We start from the raw sequence: 20,381 nt of genomic DNA, 5'->3' as shown, positions 1-20,381 counted from the left end.
AAAAAAGCCCTAAAATAAATCTTAGGGCTCCTATTTTATAAATGCTTTGTTAATTACTTAGCAAAAACATACTTAACTCCGAAAGTTACAGCTGATAAATTCAAACCGAACTTGTAGTTATTTACACTTTTAGCACCATCAACATCAAATTTAGAAGTGTTGTATCCAAATTCACCGATAGTAGCTTCAATGCTCCAGTTTTTGTTTAAGAAATAATCCAAACCTGGCTTAATGTTAACACCGATTGAAGTGTAGTTAGCTTTTGTAGAAGTAGATGTAGTAGTTGTAGTACCTCCAGTGTTAGCTGTTGAGTTTAATTCAACTTTTTCATTACCAAATTCCATTGGAACTTCTAATTGACCGAAGATATATAATTTCTCAGCTAAAGTCCAGTATTTTCTTACGAAAGGAGCTACAACAAATGCAGATTTAGTTCCGATTCTTTCAGTTACAACAGTAGAATTTCCAAAACTTGCAGTTGTGCTTGTAGTCTTTTTATCATTCTTATAACCAACTCCTAAACCTACAGCTAAGTTAGTACCTACGAAATATCCTACAGTAGGGATAACTTTGAAACTTTCAATTTTAGAATCATCGTTGTTGTTCTCTTCTTGAGAATAACCTACTTGTCCTGAAATATATGCAGTTCCTTTTGCAATCTGTGCATTAGATAAACCGAAAAGTGCAATTGCACCAGCTAATACTAATTTTTTCATTTTATAATAATTTTAATACTTTCTGATGGCAAATTTACAGTGGGTCCCGCTAATATTAAAATTTGTTAACGTGATTAATATCATTGATGAATATTGATGTTTTCCGAAATTAAAACATATCAATTAAGCAGCTTTGTTTTTTTCACAATATTTAGAATAAAAAAATAATGATTTTACAACAAGAGCGAAATAAACTTAGCTTTTTAGATTTATCATTTTCTTGCAAATTCTCTCTTATTTGAAATTATCGTAAACAGTATTATCTTAAAATGTTAACATTTAAGACATTAGTCTTAAAATAAAACTAAAAAGCTGCTTTAAATACATTAAGGCAGCCTTTTACAATATATCTTAGCAATATAACTAAGCAGATACGTAGCAATGATAAGTTCCCTTGATTGAATACAGTTCTCCTGCTGGTACAAAATGTCCATTTATAGAAGGACTTGGAGAAAGGAAGTAATAACCCGTTTTTTGGCGGGAATCTATAAACTCATTTACACTATTAAATGTCCATTTATTACTTGGAAAGCCTACATATTTAGCTGCAGTTAAATACAATAGGCAGTTTGAAGCTTGTATAAAATAGGTGTTTTTAAGCGCAAGGTTTTCATTATTAACAAAGCCTATATCATCCATATACTCATTACCTTCTGATAAATGTCTCTCAAGAAGTAAATTTCCGTTCTTATCATACAGCTTATACCAACCGCTACAAACTCTTGTTATAACACCTTTTGCAGCAGGCTTCTGTGTCGCCAATTTAGTTCTCAATTGTACTTCTTTACTTCCAGCAAACTGTAAATAGTCATAAGTAGTAGTACTTTCAAGATAATTTTTCAAACTGTAGAACTGATCATCTTTTACTACTTCTTTTTTACTATTATAAGTCATCGTTGTAGTTTTGCCATCTATTTTATAGGCAACTTTGGTTTGAACATTTTCACCGGACATCACCTCTTCATTCATTTGATCGGACTGACATGATAATGAAGATAAAAGAACTGACAGGGCCAGTACAGCTTTAAGCTTTCTCATAATTTTAAATTTAATAGGTTACTAAGCCGCAAAAATATATCACCAGATTAAGATTAAAAAAAATACAAACATGATATTTATCACCAATAAGTGAACCTGTAAAAAAAAAAACTCCAGCCAAAAAGCCGGAGTTTACTGTATTATTCTTAATATTTCTTTATTTCAGGAAGAAGTTGTATCCAATATTAATGGCTCCTACGTTCCAACTGGCTGTATACCATCCGTAATCGCGTTTGTTGCTGATCGTCTGATATCCTAAGTAAAGCTCACCTTTAGACATTTGATATCCAAATTTAGGCTGTGCATAGAAACCTCCATCTACTCCATCTTTTGTAGAAATCCCATATCCCAGGTCTAGCCCTACAAAGATAGGTGCTCCCGAAAATTTATATTTCCCGGAAACCGCTACAGGAATAAATCCGAAATCATCAAAGTTATCCTTTCCGAAAAAGTGAGAGTATCCTGTGGTAACCCCAAGATCAAGCCCTTTTGTAATGTTCCACATATAGGCAGCATCCAATCCTAATGTAAATGAAGATGCATCGCCGGCATCACCTACCGGAATACCGATATGTCCCCCTAACTTAAAACCTTCCTGCGCGTGTGCAGCACTCCCTAATAGTGCAAAAGCACCTAGTAAAAATAGTTTTTTCATTTTTTTAAATAGTTTGATTGATACCACAAAATTACTAATTATTTTCATTATTAACATAAAATTAACGATACCCATTCATAGGAACAGTAAAAAAGCGGGACAAAATTTTGTCCCGCTCTATATCTTTTTAATTTCGTTCTAAAGAATTAGTTTCCTCCGAATTTGAAACCGATACCCACTTGAAGAAAGCTGTTAGTCAGTTTTCCGTCTCCGGAATCTTTTGCCAAGTTAGAAACTCCCATATTGTACCTTGCATCAAAGAACAATCCGTTTTCCAATGCATACTCTGCACCCAGGAAAGGAGCGATATTCAAAGTATTGGTTTGATCTTTAATATCTGTTTCATCATCTGCAGAAATTTCAAATCCAGGAATTACCCCTAATCCAAGGTCTGCTACCGTTTTTGTTTTTGCAGAAATGATTAGTCCGAAACTTGCCCCTGCAGAAACTGATAAACTTTCAGTAATAAAATATTTAGCAGAAACCGGAATCAATATAGTTCCAAAAGTAGTTTTATTCTTAATGTTAAAGAATGTACCTGCATCATCCTCATCCTCTACTCTTTCGTTGATCTTACCTCCTAGTGGAGAATATAAAACCTCCCCCTGAAGAGCAAATTTATCACTTAGTTTGTGCTCTACTAAAGCTCCTACATAAAAAGTGTGTGAAGGGTCGGTACTTTCAGAATCTCCTCCGTCTTTAAATTTTAAAGTTGAAAGAGAATAACCAGCTTTGGCTCCAAATCTCGTTTCTTGAGCGCTTAAATTAGCGCTTACCACAGCCGCTGCTGCAATAAGTAAAAATTTTTTCATGATTTTATTTTAGTATTCGGTCACAAAACTAACTATTTTTTTCATAATACCAAATAATGTTAAAATAATTATCACATAACAATGGTTACATGTATAAAATCTTTCAAAAATTCTCCAAAACTTCATTTTCTTCTAATGTACATCCGATATAGTGGGTAACGCTATGGTCAACTTAATCTTTCAGTCTCTTATCTTCTTCGTTATATGCTAAAATAATTTTCTTAACTACCGGATGTCTAACTACATCCTCTTCAGTAAGGTATACAAAACCAATTTCTTTTACGTCTTTCAAGATCCTCATAGCCTCCTTCAGTCCCGATTGTTGTTTTGGAGGTAAATCGATCTGTGTTGGATCTCCGGTAATGATGAACTTGGCATTCATTCCCATTCTTGTCAGAAACATTTTCATTTGCGCATGGGTAGTATTCTGAGCTTCATCAAGAATTACAAAAGCATCATCAAGCGTACGTCCTCTCATAAAAGCCAGCGGCGCAACTTCAATCACCTTTTTCTCCATAAAACCTTCCAGTTTTTCATGAGGAATCATATCTCTCAGCGCGTCATATAGAGGCTGTAAATACGGATCCAGCTTTTCTTTAAGGTCTCCCGGCAGGAATCCCAGACTTTCCCCTGCCTCTACAGCAGGCCTTGTCAAAACGATTCTTTTGACTTGCTTATCCCTTAAAGCTCTTGCAGCCAATGCGACACTCGTGTAGGTTTTACCTGTTCCCGCAGGACCAATGGCAAAAACCATATCCTTTTTCTCAGTTTCTTTTACCAGCTTCTTAAGATTCGTGGTTTTGGCCTTGATGATTTTCCCATTGACTCCTTTTACAATAATATCCTGATCAAAAATTAAATGTTTTTCATTCTCATCTTTGATATTCAGGACATTTTCAACATCTTTCAGCGCGATAGAATTGTTTTTAGAGATAAACTTTACAATATCATCCAGTTTTAGTTTAAATATATCTAAAGCCTCCTGATTACCCATCGCAAAGATAAAATGATCCCGTCCTGTGATCTTAAGCGTAGGAAAGCTTGATTTTAACAAATTGAAATATTGATTATTAACGCCATAGAAGGTCTTTACATCGACATCTTCCAAATCATATGTTAATTCGAACATGCAGTATTTTATTTTTATTAGATTTTAAAATTAAAGCTTTTTTTCAAATTTATGTCAATTCTTTTCTACAATCTTTCGGGCTTTCTTTTTATTTTAAATAACTTTGCAGTAAACACTATTTATTCTACACAAAAATCCATGTCAATTATCACCCTTACTTCGGATTTCGGAAATTTAGATTACAGAGTCGCCGCTGTGAAAGGCAAAGTTCTGTCTCTAAACCCTGAGGTAAATATCATTGATATCACCCACGACATCCAGGCATTCAACCTTATACAGACCTCGTACATTGTACGAAATGCATATAAATACTTTCCTAAAGGCACCATTCATATCCTTTCTGTAGACAGTTTTTACCATAAATCAAGGAAAAATATACTCTATAAAGCAGACGGCTCTTATTTTCTGGCGGCAGATAACGGACTTTTAGGTCTTGTATTTTTCGACATTAAACCGGAAGCCATCTATGAGATCACTCTGAACAATCGTTTTGATGATATCGTGAACTTCACTTCTACCGACGTTTTTGTCCCTGCTGCCGTACATTTGGCCAACGGCGGACTTCCGGAAGTAATCGGGCGAAAAATAGACTCTGCCAAAGAGCTTCTGTTTCCGAAACCGGTCTTCAATGAGTCTGAAAAGATGATCATTGGTGAAGTAACATATATTGATAATTTCGGAAATATAATCTCAAATATCAGTAAAGACTTTTTTGAAAGCACCGGAAAAGGCAATGAGGGTTTCACCATAAAATTCAGAAATTTAACACTTTCAAGAGTCTTTTCCAGTCATACCGAGGTGGTATCCGACTGGGAAAGGGAAACGGAATTCCATGGACAGTCGGCAGCGATCTTCAATGACAGTCAGCTTTTGGAGCTCACCATCTATAAAGGAAGTAAAAAAAACGGGGCCAAAAGCCTGTTTGGACTTAATGTAGGCGAGAATATTTATGTTGAATTCGTCTAAGATTATATATTTCATAAAAAAACCGATTTTTTTTATATATTTGTCAAAATCTAAAAATTAAAAATGGCAGAATACAAATTATTGCTTCCTTCCATGGGAGAAGGTGTTATGGAAGCGACAATTATCACTTGGTTATTCAATGAAGGTGATAATGTAAAAGAGGATGATTCCGTAGTTGAAATTGCAACAGATAAGGTAGATTCAGACGTTCCGACACCAGTTTCGGGGAAAATTATAAAAATCCTGAAACAGAAGGACGAAGTTGCTAAAGTTGGTGAGGCCATTGCTATTTTAGAAATTGAAGGAGAAGGCGGAAATACAGCTTCAGAGGAAGTGAAAACTGAAACTCCGGCAGCCGCTCCGGATACTGAAACCTTAAAAACGATTGAGGAGCCGTTACAAGCTGCTTCAACGGTAGAATTCTCAGGAGACCTTTACCTGTCACCTCTTGTAAAATCTATTGCACTGCAGGAAAACATCTCTGAATCTGAACTGAAGTCTATTAAAGGAAGTGGTTTAGAAGGAAGAATTACAAAAGAAGATATATTAGCCTACGTTTCCAACAGAGGAAGCCAGCCAGCTCAACAAGCTGCACCTGTACAGGAGGCAGTTCCAAAAGCACCGGTTTCTACTGTTTCTGTAGCAGCAGGTGATGAAATCATCCCGATGGACAGAATGAGAAAGATCATTGCTGAAAACATGGTAAAGGCAAAACACATTGCTCCACACGTTACTTCTTTCATCGAAACAGACGTTACCAACGTTGTAAAATGGAGAAACAAGCATAAAGATATTTTCGAAAAAAGGGAAGGTGAAAAACTGACTTTCATGCCGATTTTCGTGAAAGCGATTGTCAAAGCGATTCAGGATTTCCCAATGATCAATGTTTCTATCAGTGGTGAAAACATTATTAAGAAGAAAAATATTAATATCGGTATGGCCACTGCTTTACCAGACGGAAACCTTATCGTTCCTGTGATTAAAAATGCTGATCAGTTGTCACTTTCAGGTTTGGCAAAAGCCATCAATGATCTGGCTTACAGAGCGAGAAATAAAAAATTAAGACCGGAAGATACTCAAGGTGCTACCTACACGATTTCTAACGTAGGAAGTTTTGGAAACCTTATGGGAACTCCTATTATTCCTCAGCCTCAGGTAGCTATTTTAGCGATTGGTGCTATCGTTAAAAAACCTGCAGTTCTTGAAACTAAAGACGGCGATGTGATTGCCATCCGTCAGCTGATGTTCATGTCTCACTCTTATGACCACAGAGTGGTAGACGGATCTTTGGGAGGAATGATGCTGAAACATGTTCATGATTATCTTCAGAACTGGGATCTGAACACGGAAATTTAATACCTGATGACTGATAAGTGACCCATTATTTCAAAAGTTGTGCAGAGCTTGTCAAAACATCTTAAAATACAAAACCTTCGATCTTTTCGAAGGTTTTTCTATTAAAAGATTATCTGTACATTTGGATCAAGTACGAAACTAAGCATTTAACAAAATAATCTCAAATAGAAACACAAACCCCATCTCAAAATATGAAAAGAGTAACTTTAATTGCGATCATTTCCTTATGCCTGATCATAGCAACTTATTTCGTCGAAATTATCATAGGCTTTTTCAACCTGGATAATATGATTTACTTATACCGTTTTTTTGGTGTATTAAACCTCCTGGGTTATCTGGGCATCTTGCCATTCTTTATTAAGTTATATCAAAAACAACGATAATGGATAATGAATTAAGAGAGCTTTTTGAGATCAAAGAAGACCATAAAATAAAAGTTTCAGAAGAGAAGCCAAATATTGCAAAGCATATTCTGATCCGTCTTGCGATATTTATAGCAGGAACTATAGGTTTTACGGCGGTGATATTTAGTTCGGGCGGCTGGGACGTTATAGGTTACCTGATCATTATGTTTGGTTTTCATGTTATATGGTTTGTTTATATTCTTATTGAAACATTCATCCTGTACATCAATAAAAAATACATTCTTAGAAATGTCAATCTGATATTTTCAGCTGTTGTCCTCATTTTGTATTGTATAGCATACATTACTGTTTTTAACATACAGTTGTAATAATATTCATCGTCGATACAATATAAAGCTTCCCATTTTTTGGAAAGCTTTTTTGTTTTTTGGATCAGGTTGTATGTTCATGGAACTTAAAACTGCTGATCACTTTTTCTCTATGCATTTCGCCCCATTTAATCAGCTCCATAATCAGTGGTTTTAATGATTTTCCGTGGTCTGTAAGCTCATATTCAGCCTGGGCAGAATATTTCGAAGCTCTTTTAATCAATAAATTAGTTTCCAGCTTTTTAAGCTCAATAGAAAGCATTCTATCCGTAATTTGACCAATCAACAACGAAATTTCTCTAAATCTTTTAGGTTCATCCAGAAGAACAGCAATAATCTTTATTCTCCATTTACCATTTACCGCCTCCAGAGCATCGCCGATAGACAACAATACTTTCTCGGAATGTAAAGGACATTGGGAAATCCCTGTTTCTCGTTCTTTCATGAGCTTGTCTTTTAAGTTAATAGCTTCACCACATACTGCTAAAATTAAGCCACTTAGCCAACTAAGAAAAGTTAATTAAATTCGTTTGACTGAACAAACTCATTGAATCTTTTCGGATCCCGGCCTAAGACCTTTTGTATACCGTCGCCTGTATTCTCATTCCGTCCATCTAAAATCTCATCAAATGCAACAGACATATGCTCGGCCACAAACGGTGATAAGCCAACCTGCAGAAGAAATTCCCGATACTTTTCTTTGTTCAGGAAGTTGTATTTAATGGTACGGTTCAGCTTGGCCCCGATTATTTTAACTGCTTCTTCAAAGGTAAATAGTTCACTCCCCGTTATCTCATAAATCTTCCCGTCATGTTTTTCATTTATCAGACATTCAACTACAGCATCGGACAGGTCATCTAGGTCTACAAAAGGTTCTTTCACAGAGCCGGCCATAAAAACAACTTCTCCGGCCTGTACACCATGTAGAAAATGTCCTTCACTAAAGTTCTGATTAAACCATGCAGAACGTAAAATAGCCCATTTCAACGGCGAACTGATGAGGATGTCTTCACATTTCTCCACTGATTTCTGACCTCGTCCTGAAAGTAAAACTGCTTTTGAGACAGAGTTGTCAACCATACTGTTTACCAGCTCTGCTATCTGTTCCTGCGCACCCGGAATTGAGGCATCAGGATGTACGATATATACTTTTTCAATATTTTCTAAGGCCTGATCATAAGTTGTGATATCATTCCAGTCAAAAAAACGAGTTTCTTCACTGATTTCCTCTTTCACACGTACCGTAGAAAGAACAGGATGCCCAAAAGCTCTTAATTTGTTTACAACACGGCGTCCGTTTTTTCCACTACCACCGATAACCAGGATATTTCCATTTATTTTTTTCATATTCTTTAATTTAAAATACAAATCTATGCAGGTTGGGTGTAGATTCACGCTTAACTATCATCAAGTATAGCAGTCTTTACTTTCTGTATTTAACCTACTTGTACAATGCAAATTATTTTTTACAGCAGATATTTTTAATTACCATGTAATTTTCTTATTTTTTCAGTTGAATAAAATGCCTTAGCCCACAAATGCTGAAAATTTTCTCCTCCCTACGAAAAGGCCTTAAAAAGTCTTTTGACAATATCCGCAACGAGCAGCTGAAGAACAATCTGCTTCAGGCAATTCCTTTCTGGATTGGTTCTGTGATCACCGGCTTTTTTGCAGTGATGTATGCCAAGATATTTGCATGGGGAGAACACCTTCTGAATTTTATGATGAACTGGCATGCGTGGATGATCTTCATCATTGCTCCAATTGGCTTTGTCCTTTCCTGGTGGCTCGTGAAAGAATTTGCTCCATACGCCAAGGGAAGCGGTATACCACAGGTGATGGCAGCTGTAGAACTGGCCAATCCCAAGGAACACACAAAGATCAGGAACCTTTTAAGTCTAAAGATTATTGTTTTTAAAATTATTTCATCCGTTGTTCTGGTGATCGGAGGTGGCGCTGTGGGACGCGAAGGACCAACCATCCAGATTGCAGGTTCTGTTTTCAGGAAAGTAAACGAATATCTTCCGCACTGGTGGCCGAAAATATCCAAGAAAAATATGATTATGACAGGTGCAGCAGCAGGGCTTGCGGCAGCATTTAACACCCCACTGGGCGGAATTGTATTTGCGGTAGAAGAACTTTCCAAAACGCATATCAATTATTTCAAAACAGCCCTGTTTACAGCGGTAATCATTGCAGGTTTAACGGCCCAGACATTAGCCGGATCTTATCTGTATTTAGGATATCCGAAAACAAACGATGTTTCTTTAATGGTCATGTTTCCCATAATTCTTGTAGCGGGAACCGCCGGGATTCTGGCCAGCCAGCTTTCTGTAATGATGCTTAAGATGAGTGACTGGAAGAAAAGGAAACTTAAAACCGATAAAGCCAATGTTATCTTTTTGGTGATCTGCGCACTGTTCATCGCTTCTATTGCCTACTTCATCAACAGGGAAATCCTGGGTTCCGGAAAGGAGATTATGGAACGGGTCCTTTTTACAAAAGATAAGCATGAAGAATGGTATGTCCCGATTTTAAGAATGCTTGGCCCTGCCCTTTCTTTCACATCAGGCGGTGCAGGCGGAATTTTTGCTCCTGCCCTTACGGCGGGTGCGAGTATCGGATCTGTGATCTCCGGAGCCATCCACCTAACGCCTAATGAAACCAATGTGGTTATTCTTGCGGGAATGGTGGCCTTTCTTACCGGAATTACCAGAGCACCCTTTACTTCAGCAATTATTGTACTGGAAATGACGGACAGGCATTCCCTGATTTTTCATTTAATGCTGGCGGGAATGGTCTCCTCCATTGCTTCTATTTTAGTGAGCAGACATTCTTTGTACGATGTAATTAAGGTGAATTTTCTGACGGAGATCAGGGAGAAGGAGTAGTTTAGCGATCTAGGATCCGGGGTTTCAGTTTTGGATCAATAAGTGGATTAAAATTAACACTACTTATCTTCTTCCTCATTTGAGCTTTGAAAATCTTTATTCTTTATTCTTTTCTCCCACTTTTTGTTCTCACTATCTGTCACCCATAGAACCAATAAATCCCGGGCACAAATATTCACCCAAGTATTGTATATTCAAAATATATTCTCTAATTTTGCACCTCGAAATAATTAACAAATTCATTTAACATTATGAACAATTACGAAACTGTTTTCATTTTAACTCCCGTTCTATCTGATGCTCAGGTAGAGGAAGCAGTGAAAAAATTTGAAGATCTTTTAAAAGAAAAGAACTGTGAAATCGTTGCCAAAGAAAGCTGGGGACTAAAAAAATTAGCTTATCCAATTCAATTGAAAAAGAATGGATTCTACACTTTAATTGAGTTTAAAGGTGAAGGTACTGTAGTTGCTGACCTAGAATTAGCATTCAAACGTGACGAGAGAGTAATCCGTTACCTGACTACAAAACTTGACAAGCACGCTGTTGAGTACGCTGTAACTAGAAGAACTAAAATCAAAGCGGCTAGAGCTTAATTATTAACCCTATTTTTTAAAAAAGACAAGACATGGCAATAGACGAAATGGCTAAACAAGCCTCTGCTGGAGGAGAATCAGAAGTAAAATTCCTTACTCCACTTGATATCAATACAAAATCTGAAAAGAAATATTGTAGATTCAAAAAATACGGAATTAAGCACGTTGATTACAAAGATGCTGATTTCTTATTACAGTTTGTAAACGAGCAAGGTAAGATCTTACCAAGAAGATACACTGGAACTTCTTTAAAATACCAAAGAAAAGTTTCTGCTGCGATCAAAAGAGCAAGACACCTTTCTTTACTACCTTACGTAGCTGACTTATTGAAATAAGACAAAAAAATAAATAAAAGAAGAGGGCAACCTCTTCTTTTGTTGCTGAATAAATAATTTTAATTCTAACTTAATTTAGATTAATAGATCTCAGATTCCAGATTTCAGACTTAATGTCTAATATCTAATGTCTAATATCTAGCATCTAAATTCTAAAAAAGGACAACAACAATGGATATCATCCTAAAAAAAGACGTAGAAAACTTAGGACTTGAGTTTGATACAGTAAGCGTAAAGCCTGGTTATGCTAGAAACTTCTTACTTCCTCAGGGAATTGCACTTTTAGCAACTCCTAAAAACAAAGCAGCTCTAGAAGCTACTTTAGAAGCTAGAAAAGAAGAAGAAGCTAAACTAATCGCTGCAGCTAACGGTGTAGTAGATCAATTGAAGAAAACTTCTATCACAATCCCTACAAAAGTAGGTTCTGGTGACAAGTTATTCGGATCTATCAACAATTCTGACCTATCTGCTGCTCTTGCTAAAGCTGGAGTTTCTGTAGAGAAGAAATACATCAAAATTCCAGGGAACACAATCAAGAGAACTGGTAAAGTGACTGCAAACATCAGACTACACAGAAATGTTGAGTACAACTTCGAATTTGACGTTGTATCTGACGCTCCGGTAGAAGCTCCTAAACCAGCTGCTCCTAAAGCTAAAGTAGTAGTAGAAGAAACTCCTTCTGAAGAAGCTTAATCGTCCAGAGATTTTCTCAAATATATAAACCACTTCGTCTGAAGTGGTTTTTCTTTTTCAATCCTATTGAGAAGCTTAATCCCGCTATCCATTCATACTCCTCACGCCAACACGCCAGCTCCAAAACCCTTCCACTTCCTGCTTCCAGTTGCGGGGTAACCGTTCCTATCGGGGCTAGGGCATTCGTCGTCATCACTACTTTCCGTCATTGCGAGGAGTGTAGCGACGAAGCAATCTCAAAACACATCAACTCTCCCACTTACCGATTCCCTCTCAATTTCTGCTGATATTCACTTGGAGCAACTCCTATTACTTTTTTGAAAATAGTACTGAAGGAAGACAAACTGTTATACCCTACCATCATAGCGATTTCATACATATTATATTTCCCTTCCAACATCAATTCCAAAGAACGGGTGATTCTCAATGCCCGCAAAAACCGGACGTAATTCATCCCTAAAATTTCTTTAAACTTCCGGGAGAGCGTTCTTGTACTCATTCCGAATTCTTTCGCCGTAGATTCTATCGTAAGAGGCTTTTCAAGGTTGGCATGAATGTACCTGGCAATCTTCAGCAGCGTTTCATCTTTTGGAAACGGATGCTGGACCGGAAAAGCCAGTTTTTTATCTCTTTTTTCAGGAAGAATTCCTTTTAAAGCTTTGAGAAAATAATATTTTGGAACATCATTTTTTGTGATTTTCCCATTCCAGTCTTTTGTGTACAAAATCATTTCCCTAAGAAGATGACTCACCGAATAAATATTAATTTCATCAAAAAAGCCATTTTCATGGTCTTCTTTTTTAAAATAAAAATTGTAAAGATCTACCTTGGGACTGGTTGAAAAAATATAATGAGGTATACCCGCCGGGATCCACATAAAACATCTTGCCGGAAGATACCAATGCTTGAGATCTGTAAAAACATGTACTATCCCTCCCTCTGCATATACCAACTGGGCAGAACTGTGATGGTGAATCTCCGTGGTAACGTTTCCTGCGAGCACATTATAGACATAAAATTCTGCATCTTCCTCTTCTACTGCTTTAAAATGGCTGTCGTTCATAAAATAAAGGTAGGAAGAAAATTCCATAATGGCGTAAATGAGCAAATATTTTTCTGTTTTCACAAATCGGGTCCCATGCTCTCTAACGTAACTTTGCAGTATCAAAATCACTTTAGCAAAAATCCTTTAAATAAATTATGAATATGATATTTAACGCGTGCAGATATCAGTGCATGTCGTTGTTCTTACTGCTGACAGGCAGTTTTTTACACTCACAGATGATCGACTACCAGCGTCTCAGTCTTCAACAGGCCATAGAAACTGGTTTGAAAAATAACAAAAACATTCAGATAAGCCATTTAAAACAGGAAATGTCTGCCACCAGGGAAAAAGGCCTTTCGATGGAAAAATTACCGGATATTGAGTTTCATACCAGCTACAATCAGGTGACCAATCTTTTCCAGCATCAAAATGGATTTTTCAATAAAGCCACCAAGTATGACGTCATCAACGGAATGTATGATTTTACCCTGTCTGCATCGATTCCGGTGTATATGGGCGGAAAAATCAGAAATACAGAGAAAAAGGCATCCATCGACACTGAAATCTCGGCATTGAAAACACACCGGGATGAGAGACAGCTTAAAATGGAGATCATTACAGCCTTTCTTCAGATCCATCATTTAAAAGAACAACAGAGTCTTATCAATGATAAAATGAAGGAAGATTCTATCAATATCAAACAGGTAAAATCTTTAAAAGCCAACGGTGTTGTCACAGTCAATGAAGTTTTGAGAACTTCTTTACAGCTTTCCAATCATACCATGAGCTGGACAGAACTGGACAATGACATCCAGATTGCGGAACATAAACTTAAAACAATCCTTTCGCTTCCGGAAAACCAGGAAATGCATGTAGACACCGAAGATCTTATCTCTGATAAAACAGTGATCCCTTGTATTGATGACTTAACAAAAACCGCTTTAGCCAAGAACGAATCGGTGGAAATGACCCATAAAAACCTATCGTTAAAGGTACTGGATCAGAAGATCACGAAAGCGAATTATTTACCGAAGATTACAGCAGGTGGAGAATATTTTATAAAGTACCCCAATATGATGTTTTTCCCTCCTGAGCCTTATGCCTACCGTTTGGGAATGCTGGGCGTAAACCTTACCTATCCCATCGAAAATCTGTACAAAAACAAGTATAAAATGCAGGAAGCCAGGGAGAATATTGATCTGGCAAAACTTCAGATTGAAGAAAACGACGAAAATGTAAGACATACCGTTTACGAAGCCTATAAAAAGTTTGAAGAAACCGACCAGAAAGTAAAAATCGCAGAGGAAGCCATTGGCCAGGCCAAAGAAAACTATCGCATTGTAAAAACAAAATATGCTAATAAACTGAGTCTTATCACCGAACTCATCGATGCGGACAATGCTTATCTGGAGGCTGAGTCCAATCTTATCTCCGTAAAAATTAACCGACAATTAAAATATTACCAACTCCAGTACACGATTGGCAACTTATAAAAACTATGGCAAAGAAACAACTGACACAAAAGGAAAAAAGAATTAATAAAACGATCACGCTCCTGGCCTGGATCCTTATCATCAGCGGGATTACAGGAATGGTAAGTTTCTATCTTTTTTCAAGAAAAAATGTCACCACCAATGATGCTCAGATCGAACAATATATTACTCCCGTTTCCAGCAAGGTTTCAGGATTTATTAAAACCATACAGTTTGACGAGAACCAGTTTGTTCGTAAAGGAGATACATTGATCATCATAGACAACAGAGAATTCGTTAACCAGGTTAAAATCGCTGAAGCAGGCCTTCACGCCAATGCTGAAAATATCACTACCATAGAAAGTGGAGTCAGTACAAAAGAAAGTGATTCTAAAATCATCGATGCCAAGATTGCTTCCGCAAAAATCGATATATGGAGAACAGAACAGGATTTTAAGAGATATAAAAATCTAGTTTCAGAAGATGCCGCAACCGAACAGCAGTTTGAAAATGTAAAAGCTTCCTATGAGCAGACAAAAGCCAATCTTTTAGCTTTAGAACAACAGAAAAATGCAGTAAGAGCGGGCGCCAACGAACAACAGACCAAAGTTGCTCCCGTGAAAAGCCAGATCCAGCAAAGTTCTGCAAGCCTGAACAATGCCAAACTTTTCCTTTCCTACACCGTGATTACAGCTCCTTATGACGGCTGGGTCGGAAAGAAAACAATCCAGGAAGGGCAACTGATCAAGGAAGGTCAGGCTCTGGTACAAATCGTTAGCAAAGAAAAATGGATCATTGCCAACTACAAGGAAACGCAACTGGGGCAGATCGATCCCAAACAGGAAGTAACGATCACCGCAGATGCTTATCCTGATCTTGAATTTAAAGGGAAAGTGGTTTCCGTTTCACCTGCGTCCGGTTCACAGTTTTCTCTGGTAAAACCAGATAATGCTACGGGAAACTTCGTTAAAATCGAACAGAGATTCCCCGTGAAAATTATTCTCGATAACAATCAAAATAACGAAAAACTACTTTCCGGAATGAATGTTCTGGTGAGTGCGAAGAAAATATAGTGATTTTGTGTGAATGTTAGAGAATGTGAGGGTGTGAAAGTTATTAGAACCGGATGGTATTAATGCAGAAGAATACTTTAATAATGATCACACCAGCGCATTTCAAATAACCACATGATCAATTCAATACATAGCCAGATTAGATTTTTTCAGCGGAAAGGTAGAACTGCAGTGACAAGCTTCTGATGATTTATTAGTGTTTGTCATTTACCTTTTACTTTTACAACCTGCTCTTTTGTCTTTTCGCTTTTTTTTCGGAAAAATTCAAGAAGGCCAATTCATAAATTTATCTACCTGCTTTATAGCATCATCAAGTCATCATATTAACACATCCTCATGCAGCATAATACCGTTTATCATCAATGGGTGCCCCAATGGCTGAAACTGCCTCTTTTGGTACTCGCCCTGTTTCCCCATTTGATGCTGTTGTCCATTTTACATTCCAACAGTGCATTTACCTCTTCTTTTATGGATGTAGATTCAGATGACATTCAATATTTAATGATTCTGATGTATGGGACATTTGTAGTCACCCTTTTAGTTTTACAGAGATTTATGTCTTACTTCAGTGTGAAATATTATATCTTGCTGATGTCGTCCGTTTCTGTAATCATTTTATACGCTTTGTCCGTCACCAACAATTATCAGGTCATCCTGATTATCCGGTTTCTGGAAGGCATTTTCGGATTGATGGAAGGCGCCATCTTTCTACCGTTGATCATCGCCGAATTAAAAACGAAACATGCTAAGGTCATAGCCTATCTCTTGATGTACACCATCATGCTGACGGGCGGAACAATTACAACTTCCTTACTGAAATCCAGCATTGAAAATTATAATTTCCAGCATATGATTTTAATGATGGTGTATTTTCACATTTTTGTCCTGATCATTGGCATTGCTCTTTTCAATACCAACAGATTTTTCCCTAAAATGCCCCTTTACCAGTTGGATATTACGAGCTGGTTCCTGTTATGGGCTTGCCTGCAGTCGGGAGGATATGCTATTATTTATGGTAAAAGACTGATGTGGTTTGAGTCTGACACGATGATCATGTGTTTGTTCATATTCCTGATTTCAGGAGGGCTGTTTATGCTTAAACAGAGAAATTCCAAAAGACCGATCTTTCATTTTGAAGTGTTTAGTTCAAAGAATGTCATTGCCGGAATGATCCTGTTTTTTATTTTTTACCTGATCCGCTCCGGGCTGAATAATGTCTACAGCATTATGGCTACTGTATGGAAATGGCCTTGGGATTATATTGTCAACATTCAATACTGGAATGTAGCAGGAACTTTATTGGGGGTGGTTTTATCAGGAATATGCCTGATGCGGGGCGTTTCCTCAAGAATTGTTTTCTTTACCGGATTTCTGCTGCTGGCTGTAGATTGCGCGTGGTTTACCTATACTTTTTATCCTGACACTACCCTTTCCACGATTTGTCCACCCCTATTTCTGCAGGGAATTGCACAGGGATTATTGTTCACGCCTTTGGTTTTCTTTTTAATTTCAGGAATGCCGGAGCAATACGTGGCCAACGCGACGGCTTTAGGAACAACAACCCGTTTCTGGACTACCGCGACTGGGTATGCATTAATGCAGAATCTGATGCTGTTTTTAACGTTAAAGCATGCTGATACTTTAAGCTTTAACCTGACCGATACCAATCCTGTTTTCTACAGCCAATGGAGCCAGTTATTTGGTGCTAATCTGTCTAAACTCCCTGTAAATGAATCTTTATCTATGACTGCCGGGGCATTTAAAGCCAAAATAACCGCCCAATCGATCCTTCTTTCCAATATGGAAATTTTTACCGGACTGTTCTGGCTGGCTTTGATCACGGCATTCGCTTTACTGCTCTATCATCCTGTGAAAATTGCAGTGAGAAATATTATGTGATTTTTAGGCCGGAAATTTGCTGTAATTTCTGAAATTTGATTGTATGGAAATTCAGGAAGTCGTATCGAATCAGAAAGCTTTTTTCAACACCCAGCAAACGAAGAACATCAAGTTCAGGAAAATGTATCTTGAAAAACTTCGGGATATCATTATCAACAATGAAGATCTTTTATGTGAAGCCATTCACAAGGATTTTGGCAAGTCAAAGTTTGATACTTTTACCACGGAACTCTCCTTTGTTCTTAATGATATTGATTATTATCTCAAGAATCTGAATTCACTTTCAAAACCTAAAAAGGTAACGACCAACCTAGCCAATCAGATCGGAAAAAGCAGTATTCATCCTGAACCTTTGGGCTGTGTTTTGGTTATTGGTGCATGGAATTATCCTTACCAATTATCACTCTCTCCTATGATTGCTGCATTGGCTGCAGGAAACTGCTGTATTTTAAAACCGAGTGAAATTGCTGAAAATACAATGAAAACAATGGCAAAACTCATCAATGAAAATTTTCCTCCTGAATATCTATATGTTTACGAAGGCGGTATTGATGAAACCACAGCACTTTTAATGTTGAAATTTGACAAGATATTCTTTACCGGAAGTACTAAAGTTGGAAAGATTGTCTATAAAGCCGCTGCAGAACATCTAACTCCTGTAGTCCTCGAATTAGGTGGAAAATCTCCTGCGATTGTAACCAAAGATGCTGACCTTGAAGTTGCCGCCAAAAGAATTGTATGGGGCAAATTTCTCAATGCCGGACAAACCTGCGTGGCACCTGACTACCTGCTCGTTGAAGAATCCATCCATGAGCAGTTTCTGGAAATGTTGAGAAAGTATATCACAGAATTTCAATACGGGCAGGATGCCGAACAGTACACAAGAATTATCAACCGGAGAAATTTTGATCGGTTGGTCAAGCTTATTCCTGAAGACAAACTCTATTTCGGAGGGAATTCCGACACAGAAAAGCTGTATATAGAGCCTACTCTTTTAAATAATATCAATTGGGAAGATGATGTGATGCAGGAAGAGATTTTCGGACCAATACTGCCTGTCATTAGTTTTACGAACTTTAATCTGGTGCTTACAACCATTTTGGAGTTGGAAAAACCGCTTGCCGCTTACCTTTTCACCCGGAATTCAGAGGAAAAAGAAGCTTTTAAGTCTAAAATTTCTTTTGGTGGCGGGTGTATCAATGATGTGATCATGCATTTAGGCAATGACCGGCTGCCCTTTGGAGGTGTTGGAAACTCCGGTATCGGAAATTATCATGGAAAGTATGGTTTTGAAGCCTTTTCGCATCAGAAATCTATTCTCGAAAAAGCAACCTGGGGCGAACCGAGCATTAAATATCCTCCCTACACGGAAAAGAAATTAAGCTGGATCAGGAAGCTGTTGTAAATAAAAAACCGGGAAAATTTCCCGGTTTTAACTTTATGACTTAGGAGCCCATTGATCAAAGAACTCTTTTACTTTTTCTTTACTGTATCCTTTTCCTTCTTCAAGAACGGAACTGTCTTTTAAGACATGAACCACTTTACCATTTTTATCTAAAACAATGAAAAACGGGTAACCCAGCTTTTCTTTGATATCAACATATTGGGCAAAAACTTTTTCGTTCTTATTTTCCGGAGAATAGTTCAGGTGATAATACAGATAGTTCTTATCTACAGTTTCCTTTAGTTCGGGAGTATTTTGGACAAAATTATTAAAACGGAGACACCAAATACACCAGTTTCCACCAGCCTGGATGATAATGTTTTTTCCTTCTTTTTTAGCCTGGGCAACCAGCTTTTTAATATCAGCCTCTGCATTTGCTTTAGGGTCGTAAGGCTTGGGAAGTTTTGCCTTTTCCTCACCTGCTTTCTTTTTCGCATCAAGCTCTGCATGATCAGCTTTTACCAGAAGTGCATTATCCTGCTTTCGTGCTTCCGGTTGATTTTTGGTATCCTGAGAAAAAGCAAGGACGCTTAATCCAAGAAAGGCTATGATCGACAATTTTTTCATAACATAAAAATAAAAAAATAATACTTATTACAAGCAAAAATAGAACCATATTTTTTTTATCACTAAATTTGCATGTTTTATGAATTTCTTAATCAAAATATTATATTTCATTTCTAAACTTCCGCTTAAAGTATTATACATTTTTTCGGATGTTATTTTCTTTCTAAATTATTATTTGGTAGGATATAGAAAGAACGTGATCACCCAAAATCTACGAAACTCTTTTCCTGAAAAGTCAGAAGAAGAAATTGCCATTATAAGAAAGAAATTTTATGAAAATTTCTCAGATTATCTGGTAGAAACCATTAAATCTTTCAGTATTTCCGAGACGGAGGCCAGAGTCAGAATGCAGCACATCAACCAGGATGTGTTTCACGAAGCTAAAGCTGAAGGCAAAAATATTATTATGCTTGCCGGACACGTCTTTAATTGGGAGTGGATGAATGCTTTCGCCAGGATTATTCCTCAAAAACACTGTCACCCGGTCTACAGAAAGGTAAACAGCGATTTCTGGGAAAATCAGATGAAGAAAGTGAGAAATAAGTTTGGAAATGAAGCACTGGAGGCCAATGAAGTGATCAAGAATATCTTCAGGTCTAAAAATGACGGCGAATCAGCTTATATGTTTGTTGCAGACCAAACTCCACATGTAGCCCATGTGAACTATGGATTAGAATTTTTAAACCAGAAAACGCCTGCATTTATCGGATATGATAAACTGGCCACCAGAATGGACCTTGCTTTTATTTATTGTGAAATGAAAAAAGTAAAACGAGGCTATTATCAGGTGAATTATCATAGAATTTATCCTGACGGTGAAAAGTTTACAGAGCATGAAGTCGTAAGAAAATTTCATAAGCTTCTTGAAAACACGTTACACAAACATCCGGACAACTACCTATGGTCGCACAGAAAGTGGAAATATCAGGATTCCATTAAAACGTTTGATGCTGAAAAAATATAA

Annotated in this window: 22 protein-coding genes; 12 read left to right on the top strand and 10 right to left on the bottom strand. The window is 37.2% G+C overall.

Annotated features, from left to right (window positions below):
* Window positions 1-53 precede the first annotated feature (53 nt).
* The 5 genes from NZD88_RS03365 to NZD88_RS03345 all read right to left on the bottom strand — a co-directional run bounded on the left by NZD88_RS03365 (window position 54) and on the right by NZD88_RS03345 (window position 4,350).
* Window positions 54-716 (bottom strand): porin family protein, encoded by a 663-nt coding sequence (locus tag NZD88_RS03365; protein WP_259827426.1) that lies wholly within the window; start codon window positions 714-716, stop codon window positions 54-56.
* A 363-nt stretch (window positions 717-1,079) separates the two neighbouring features.
* Window positions 1,080-1,754 (bottom strand): hypothetical protein, encoded by a 675-nt coding sequence (locus NZD88_RS03360; protein ID WP_259827425.1) that lies wholly within the window; start codon window positions 1,752-1,754, stop codon window positions 1,080-1,082.
* A gap of 157 nt (window positions 1,755-1,911) precedes the next feature.
* A complete protein-coding gene (locus tag NZD88_RS03355; RefSeq protein WP_259827424.1) occupies window positions 1,912-2,409 on the bottom strand; it encodes a hypothetical protein in 498 nt (165 codons plus the stop codon).
* Between the two features lie 146 nt (window positions 2,410-2,555).
* The gene (locus NZD88_RS03350) at window positions 2,556-3,221 is read right to left on the bottom strand and encodes a porin family protein (protein ID WP_259827423.1); all 666 of its coding nucleotides are present in this window, start codon (window positions 3,219-3,221) and stop codon (window positions 2,556-2,558) included.
* A gap of 172 nt (window positions 3,222-3,393) precedes the next feature.
* Window positions 3,394-4,350 carry a PhoH family protein gene (locus NZD88_RS03345; RefSeq protein WP_169234714.1) on the bottom strand — a complete coding sequence of 319 codons (957 nt, stop codon included), beginning with the start codon at window positions 4,348-4,350 and terminating at the stop codon, window positions 3,394-3,396.
* Window positions 4,351-4,488: 138 nt separating this feature from the next.
* Between NZD88_RS03345 and NZD88_RS03340 the strand changes: the two genes are divergently transcribed.
* From NZD88_RS03340 to NZD88_RS03330, 3 genes are all read left to right on the top strand, one after another.
* Window positions 4,489-5,316 carry an SAM hydrolase/SAM-dependent halogenase family protein gene (locus NZD88_RS03340; RefSeq protein WP_259827421.1) on the top strand — a complete coding sequence of 276 codons (828 nt, stop codon included), beginning with the start codon at window positions 4,489-4,491 and terminating at the stop codon, window positions 5,314-5,316.
* Between the two features lie 63 nt (window positions 5,317-5,379).
* Window positions 5,380-6,672, top strand: a complete 1,293-nt coding sequence (locus tag NZD88_RS03335; protein WP_259827419.1) for a dihydrolipoamide acetyltransferase family protein — start codon at window positions 5,380-5,382, stop codon at window positions 6,670-6,672.
* A gap of 382 nt (window positions 6,673-7,054) precedes the next feature.
* Window positions 7,055-7,405 carry a hypothetical protein gene (locus tag NZD88_RS03330; RefSeq protein WP_259827418.1) on the top strand — a complete coding sequence of 117 codons (351 nt, stop codon included), beginning with the start codon at window positions 7,055-7,057 and terminating at the stop codon, window positions 7,403-7,405.
* A gap of 64 nt (window positions 7,406-7,469) precedes the next feature.
* Here the strand turns inward: NZD88_RS03330 and NZD88_RS03325 are convergent, their stop codons facing one another.
* Together NZD88_RS03325 and NZD88_RS03320 are read right to left on the bottom strand one after the other, a co-directional pair.
* Window positions 7,470-7,850 (bottom strand): winged helix-turn-helix transcriptional regulator, encoded by a 381-nt coding sequence (locus NZD88_RS03325; RefSeq protein ID WP_259827416.1) that lies wholly within the window; start codon window positions 7,848-7,850, stop codon window positions 7,470-7,472.
* Window positions 7,851-7,921: 71 nt separating this feature from the next.
* Window positions 7,922-8,752: an NAD(P)H-binding protein gene (locus tag NZD88_RS03320; RefSeq protein WP_259827414.1), complete on the bottom strand. Its 831-nt coding sequence runs from the start codon at window positions 8,750-8,752 to the stop codon at window positions 7,922-7,924.
* A gap of 191 nt (window positions 8,753-8,943) precedes the next feature.
* Here NZD88_RS03320 and NZD88_RS03315 point away from each other — a divergent pair, with 191 nt between their 5' ends.
* The 4 genes from NZD88_RS03315 (at window position 8,944) to rplI (ending at window position 11,917) form a co-directional block, all read left to right on the top strand.
* Window positions 8,944-10,296, top strand: a complete 1,353-nt coding sequence (locus NZD88_RS03315; protein ID WP_259827412.1) for a chloride channel protein — start codon at window positions 8,944-8,946, stop codon at window positions 10,294-10,296.
* Window positions 10,297-10,547: 251 nt separating this feature from the next.
* Entirely contained in the window at window positions 10,548-10,889 is a 342-nt protein-coding gene (gene rpsF, locus NZD88_RS03310; protein WP_073336304.1) for a 30S ribosomal protein S6, read from the top strand.
* 32 nt (window positions 10,890-10,921) lie between these two features.
* A complete protein-coding gene (rpsR, locus tag NZD88_RS03305) occupies window positions 10,922-11,224 on the top strand; it encodes a 30S ribosomal protein S18 (RefSeq protein WP_034706728.1) in 303 nt (100 codons plus the stop codon).
* Window positions 11,225-11,395: 171 nt separating this feature from the next.
* Window positions 11,396-11,917, top strand: a complete 522-nt coding sequence (rplI, locus tag NZD88_RS03300) for a 50S ribosomal protein L9 (RefSeq protein ID WP_259827403.1) — start codon at window positions 11,396-11,398, stop codon at window positions 11,915-11,917.
* A 16-nt stretch (window positions 11,918-11,933) separates the two neighbouring features.
* Here the strand turns inward: rplI and NZD88_RS03295 are convergent, their stop codons facing one another.
* Both NZD88_RS03295 and NZD88_RS03290 read right to left on the bottom strand, forming a co-directional pair.
* The gene (locus tag NZD88_RS03295; RefSeq protein ID WP_259827401.1) at window positions 11,934-12,110 is read right to left on the bottom strand and encodes a hypothetical protein; all 177 of its coding nucleotides are present in this window, start codon (window positions 12,108-12,110) and stop codon (window positions 11,934-11,936) included.
* 66 nt (window positions 12,111-12,176) lie between these two features.
* Window positions 12,177-13,007 carry a helix-turn-helix domain-containing protein gene (locus NZD88_RS03290; protein WP_259827399.1) on the bottom strand — a complete coding sequence of 277 codons (831 nt, stop codon included), beginning with the start codon at window positions 13,005-13,007 and terminating at the stop codon, window positions 12,177-12,179.
* Window positions 13,008-13,117: 110 nt separating this feature from the next.
* On the opposite strand from NZD88_RS03290, the gene NZD88_RS03285 reads away from it, so the two are divergent.
* The 4 genes from NZD88_RS03285 (at window position 13,118) to NZD88_RS03270 (ending at window position 18,811) form a co-directional block, all read left to right on the top strand.
* Window positions 13,118-14,455, top strand: a complete 1,338-nt coding sequence (locus NZD88_RS03285; protein ID WP_259827397.1) for a TolC family protein — start codon at window positions 13,118-13,120, stop codon at window positions 14,453-14,455.
* A 5-nt stretch (window positions 14,456-14,460) separates the two neighbouring features.
* Window positions 14,461-15,507: an HlyD family secretion protein gene (locus tag NZD88_RS03280; RefSeq protein ID WP_259827396.1), complete on the top strand. Its 1,047-nt coding sequence runs from the start codon at window positions 14,461-14,463 to the stop codon at window positions 15,505-15,507.
* A gap of 336 nt (window positions 15,508-15,843) precedes the next feature.
* On the top strand, window positions 15,844-17,406 hold the full coding sequence (locus tag NZD88_RS03275; RefSeq protein WP_259827395.1) for an MFS transporter: 1,563 nt from the start codon (window positions 15,844-15,846) through the stop codon (window positions 17,404-17,406).
* Between the two features lie 43 nt (window positions 17,407-17,449).
* Window positions 17,450-18,811: an aldehyde dehydrogenase gene (locus tag NZD88_RS03270; protein ID WP_259827393.1), complete on the top strand. Its 1,362-nt coding sequence runs from the start codon at window positions 17,450-17,452 to the stop codon at window positions 18,809-18,811.
* Window positions 18,812-18,844: 33 nt separating this feature from the next.
* Here the strand turns inward: NZD88_RS03270 and NZD88_RS03265 are convergent, their stop codons facing one another.
* Entirely contained in the window at window positions 18,845-19,417 is a 573-nt protein-coding gene (locus tag NZD88_RS03265) for a thioredoxin family protein (protein WP_259827392.1), read from the bottom strand.
* Window positions 19,418-19,496: 79 nt separating this feature from the next.
* On the opposite strand from NZD88_RS03265, the gene NZD88_RS03260 reads away from it, so the two are divergent.
* The gene (locus tag NZD88_RS03260; RefSeq protein WP_169234702.1) at window positions 19,497-20,381 is read left to right on the top strand and encodes a lysophospholipid acyltransferase family protein; all 885 of its coding nucleotides are present in this window, start codon (window positions 19,497-19,499) and stop codon (window positions 20,379-20,381) included.

It is taken from the genome of Chryseobacterium pyrolae, from assembly GCF_025153485.1.
In the GTDB taxonomy this organism is placed as follows: domain Bacteria; phylum Bacteroidota; class Bacteroidia; order Flavobacteriales; family Weeksellaceae; genus Chryseobacterium; species Chryseobacterium antibioticum.
Note: the sequence above shows the minus strand (reverse complement) of the source record. Positions and strands in the feature narration are given on the sequence as shown.

Excerpts from the sequence above, each read along its gene's own strand:
- NZD88_RS03365 (WP_259827426.1), bottom strand. The coding sequence starts at position 716 with ATGAAAAAATTAGTATTAGCTGGTGCAATTGCACTTTTCGGTTTATCT.
- NZD88_RS03360 (WP_259827425.1), bottom strand. The coding sequence starts at position 1,754 with ATGAGAAAGCTTAAAGCTGTACTGGCCCTGTCAGTTCTTTTATCTTCA.
- NZD88_RS03355 (WP_259827424.1), bottom strand. The coding sequence starts at position 2,409 with ATGAAAAAACTATTTTTACTAGGTGCTTTTGCACTATTAGGGAGTGCT.
- NZD88_RS03350 (WP_259827423.1), bottom strand. The coding sequence starts at position 3,221 with ATGAAAAAATTTTTACTTATTGCAGCAGCGGCTGTGGTAAGCGCTAAT.
- NZD88_RS03345 (WP_169234714.1), bottom strand. The coding sequence starts at position 4,350 with ATGTTCGAATTAACATATGATTTGGAAGATGTCGATGTAAAGACCTTC.
- NZD88_RS03340 (WP_259827421.1), top strand. The coding sequence starts at position 4,489 with ATGTCAATTATCACCCTTACTTCGGATTTCGGAAATTTAGATTACAGA.
- NZD88_RS03335 (WP_259827419.1), top strand. The coding sequence starts at position 5,380 with ATGGCAGAATACAAATTATTGCTTCCTTCCATGGGAGAAGGTGTTATG.
- NZD88_RS03330 (WP_259827418.1), top strand. The coding sequence starts at position 7,055 with ATGGATAATGAATTAAGAGAGCTTTTTGAGATCAAAGAAGACCATAAA.
- NZD88_RS03325 (WP_259827416.1), bottom strand. The coding sequence starts at position 7,850 with ATGAAAGAACGAGAAACAGGGATTTCCCAATGTCCTTTACATTCCGAG.
- NZD88_RS03320 (WP_259827414.1), bottom strand. The coding sequence starts at position 8,752 with ATGAAAAAAATAAATGGAAATATCCTGGTTATCGGTGGTAGTGGAAAA.
- NZD88_RS03315 (WP_259827412.1), top strand. The coding sequence starts at position 8,944 with ATGCTGAAAATTTTCTCCTCCCTACGAAAAGGCCTTAAAAAGTCTTTT.
- rpsF (WP_073336304.1), top strand. The coding sequence starts at position 10,548 with ATGAACAATTACGAAACTGTTTTCATTTTAACTCCCGTTCTATCTGAT.
- rpsR (WP_034706728.1), top strand. The coding sequence starts at position 10,922 with ATGGCAATAGACGAAATGGCTAAACAAGCCTCTGCTGGAGGAGAATCA.
- rplI (WP_259827403.1), top strand. The coding sequence starts at position 11,396 with ATGGATATCATCCTAAAAAAAGACGTAGAAAACTTAGGACTTGAGTTT.
- NZD88_RS03295 (WP_259827401.1), bottom strand. The coding sequence starts at position 12,110 with ATGACGACGAATGCCCTAGCCCCGATAGGAACGGTTACCCCGCAACTG.
- NZD88_RS03290 (WP_259827399.1), bottom strand. The coding sequence starts at position 13,007 with ATGGAATTTTCTTCCTACCTTTATTTTATGAACGACAGCCATTTTAAA.
- NZD88_RS03285 (WP_259827397.1), top strand. The coding sequence starts at position 13,118 with ATGAATATGATATTTAACGCGTGCAGATATCAGTGCATGTCGTTGTTC.
- NZD88_RS03280 (WP_259827396.1), top strand. The coding sequence starts at position 14,461 with ATGGCAAAGAAACAACTGACACAAAAGGAAAAAAGAATTAATAAAACG.
- NZD88_RS03275 (WP_259827395.1), top strand. The coding sequence starts at position 15,844 with ATGCAGCATAATACCGTTTATCATCAATGGGTGCCCCAATGGCTGAAA.
- NZD88_RS03270 (WP_259827393.1), top strand. The coding sequence starts at position 17,450 with ATGGAAATTCAGGAAGTCGTATCGAATCAGAAAGCTTTTTTCAACACC.
- NZD88_RS03265 (WP_259827392.1), bottom strand. The coding sequence starts at position 19,417 with ATGAAAAAATTGTCGATCATAGCCTTTCTTGGATTAAGCGTCCTTGCT.
- NZD88_RS03260 (WP_169234702.1), top strand. The coding sequence starts at position 19,497 with ATGAATTTCTTAATCAAAATATTATATTTCATTTCTAAACTTCCGCTT.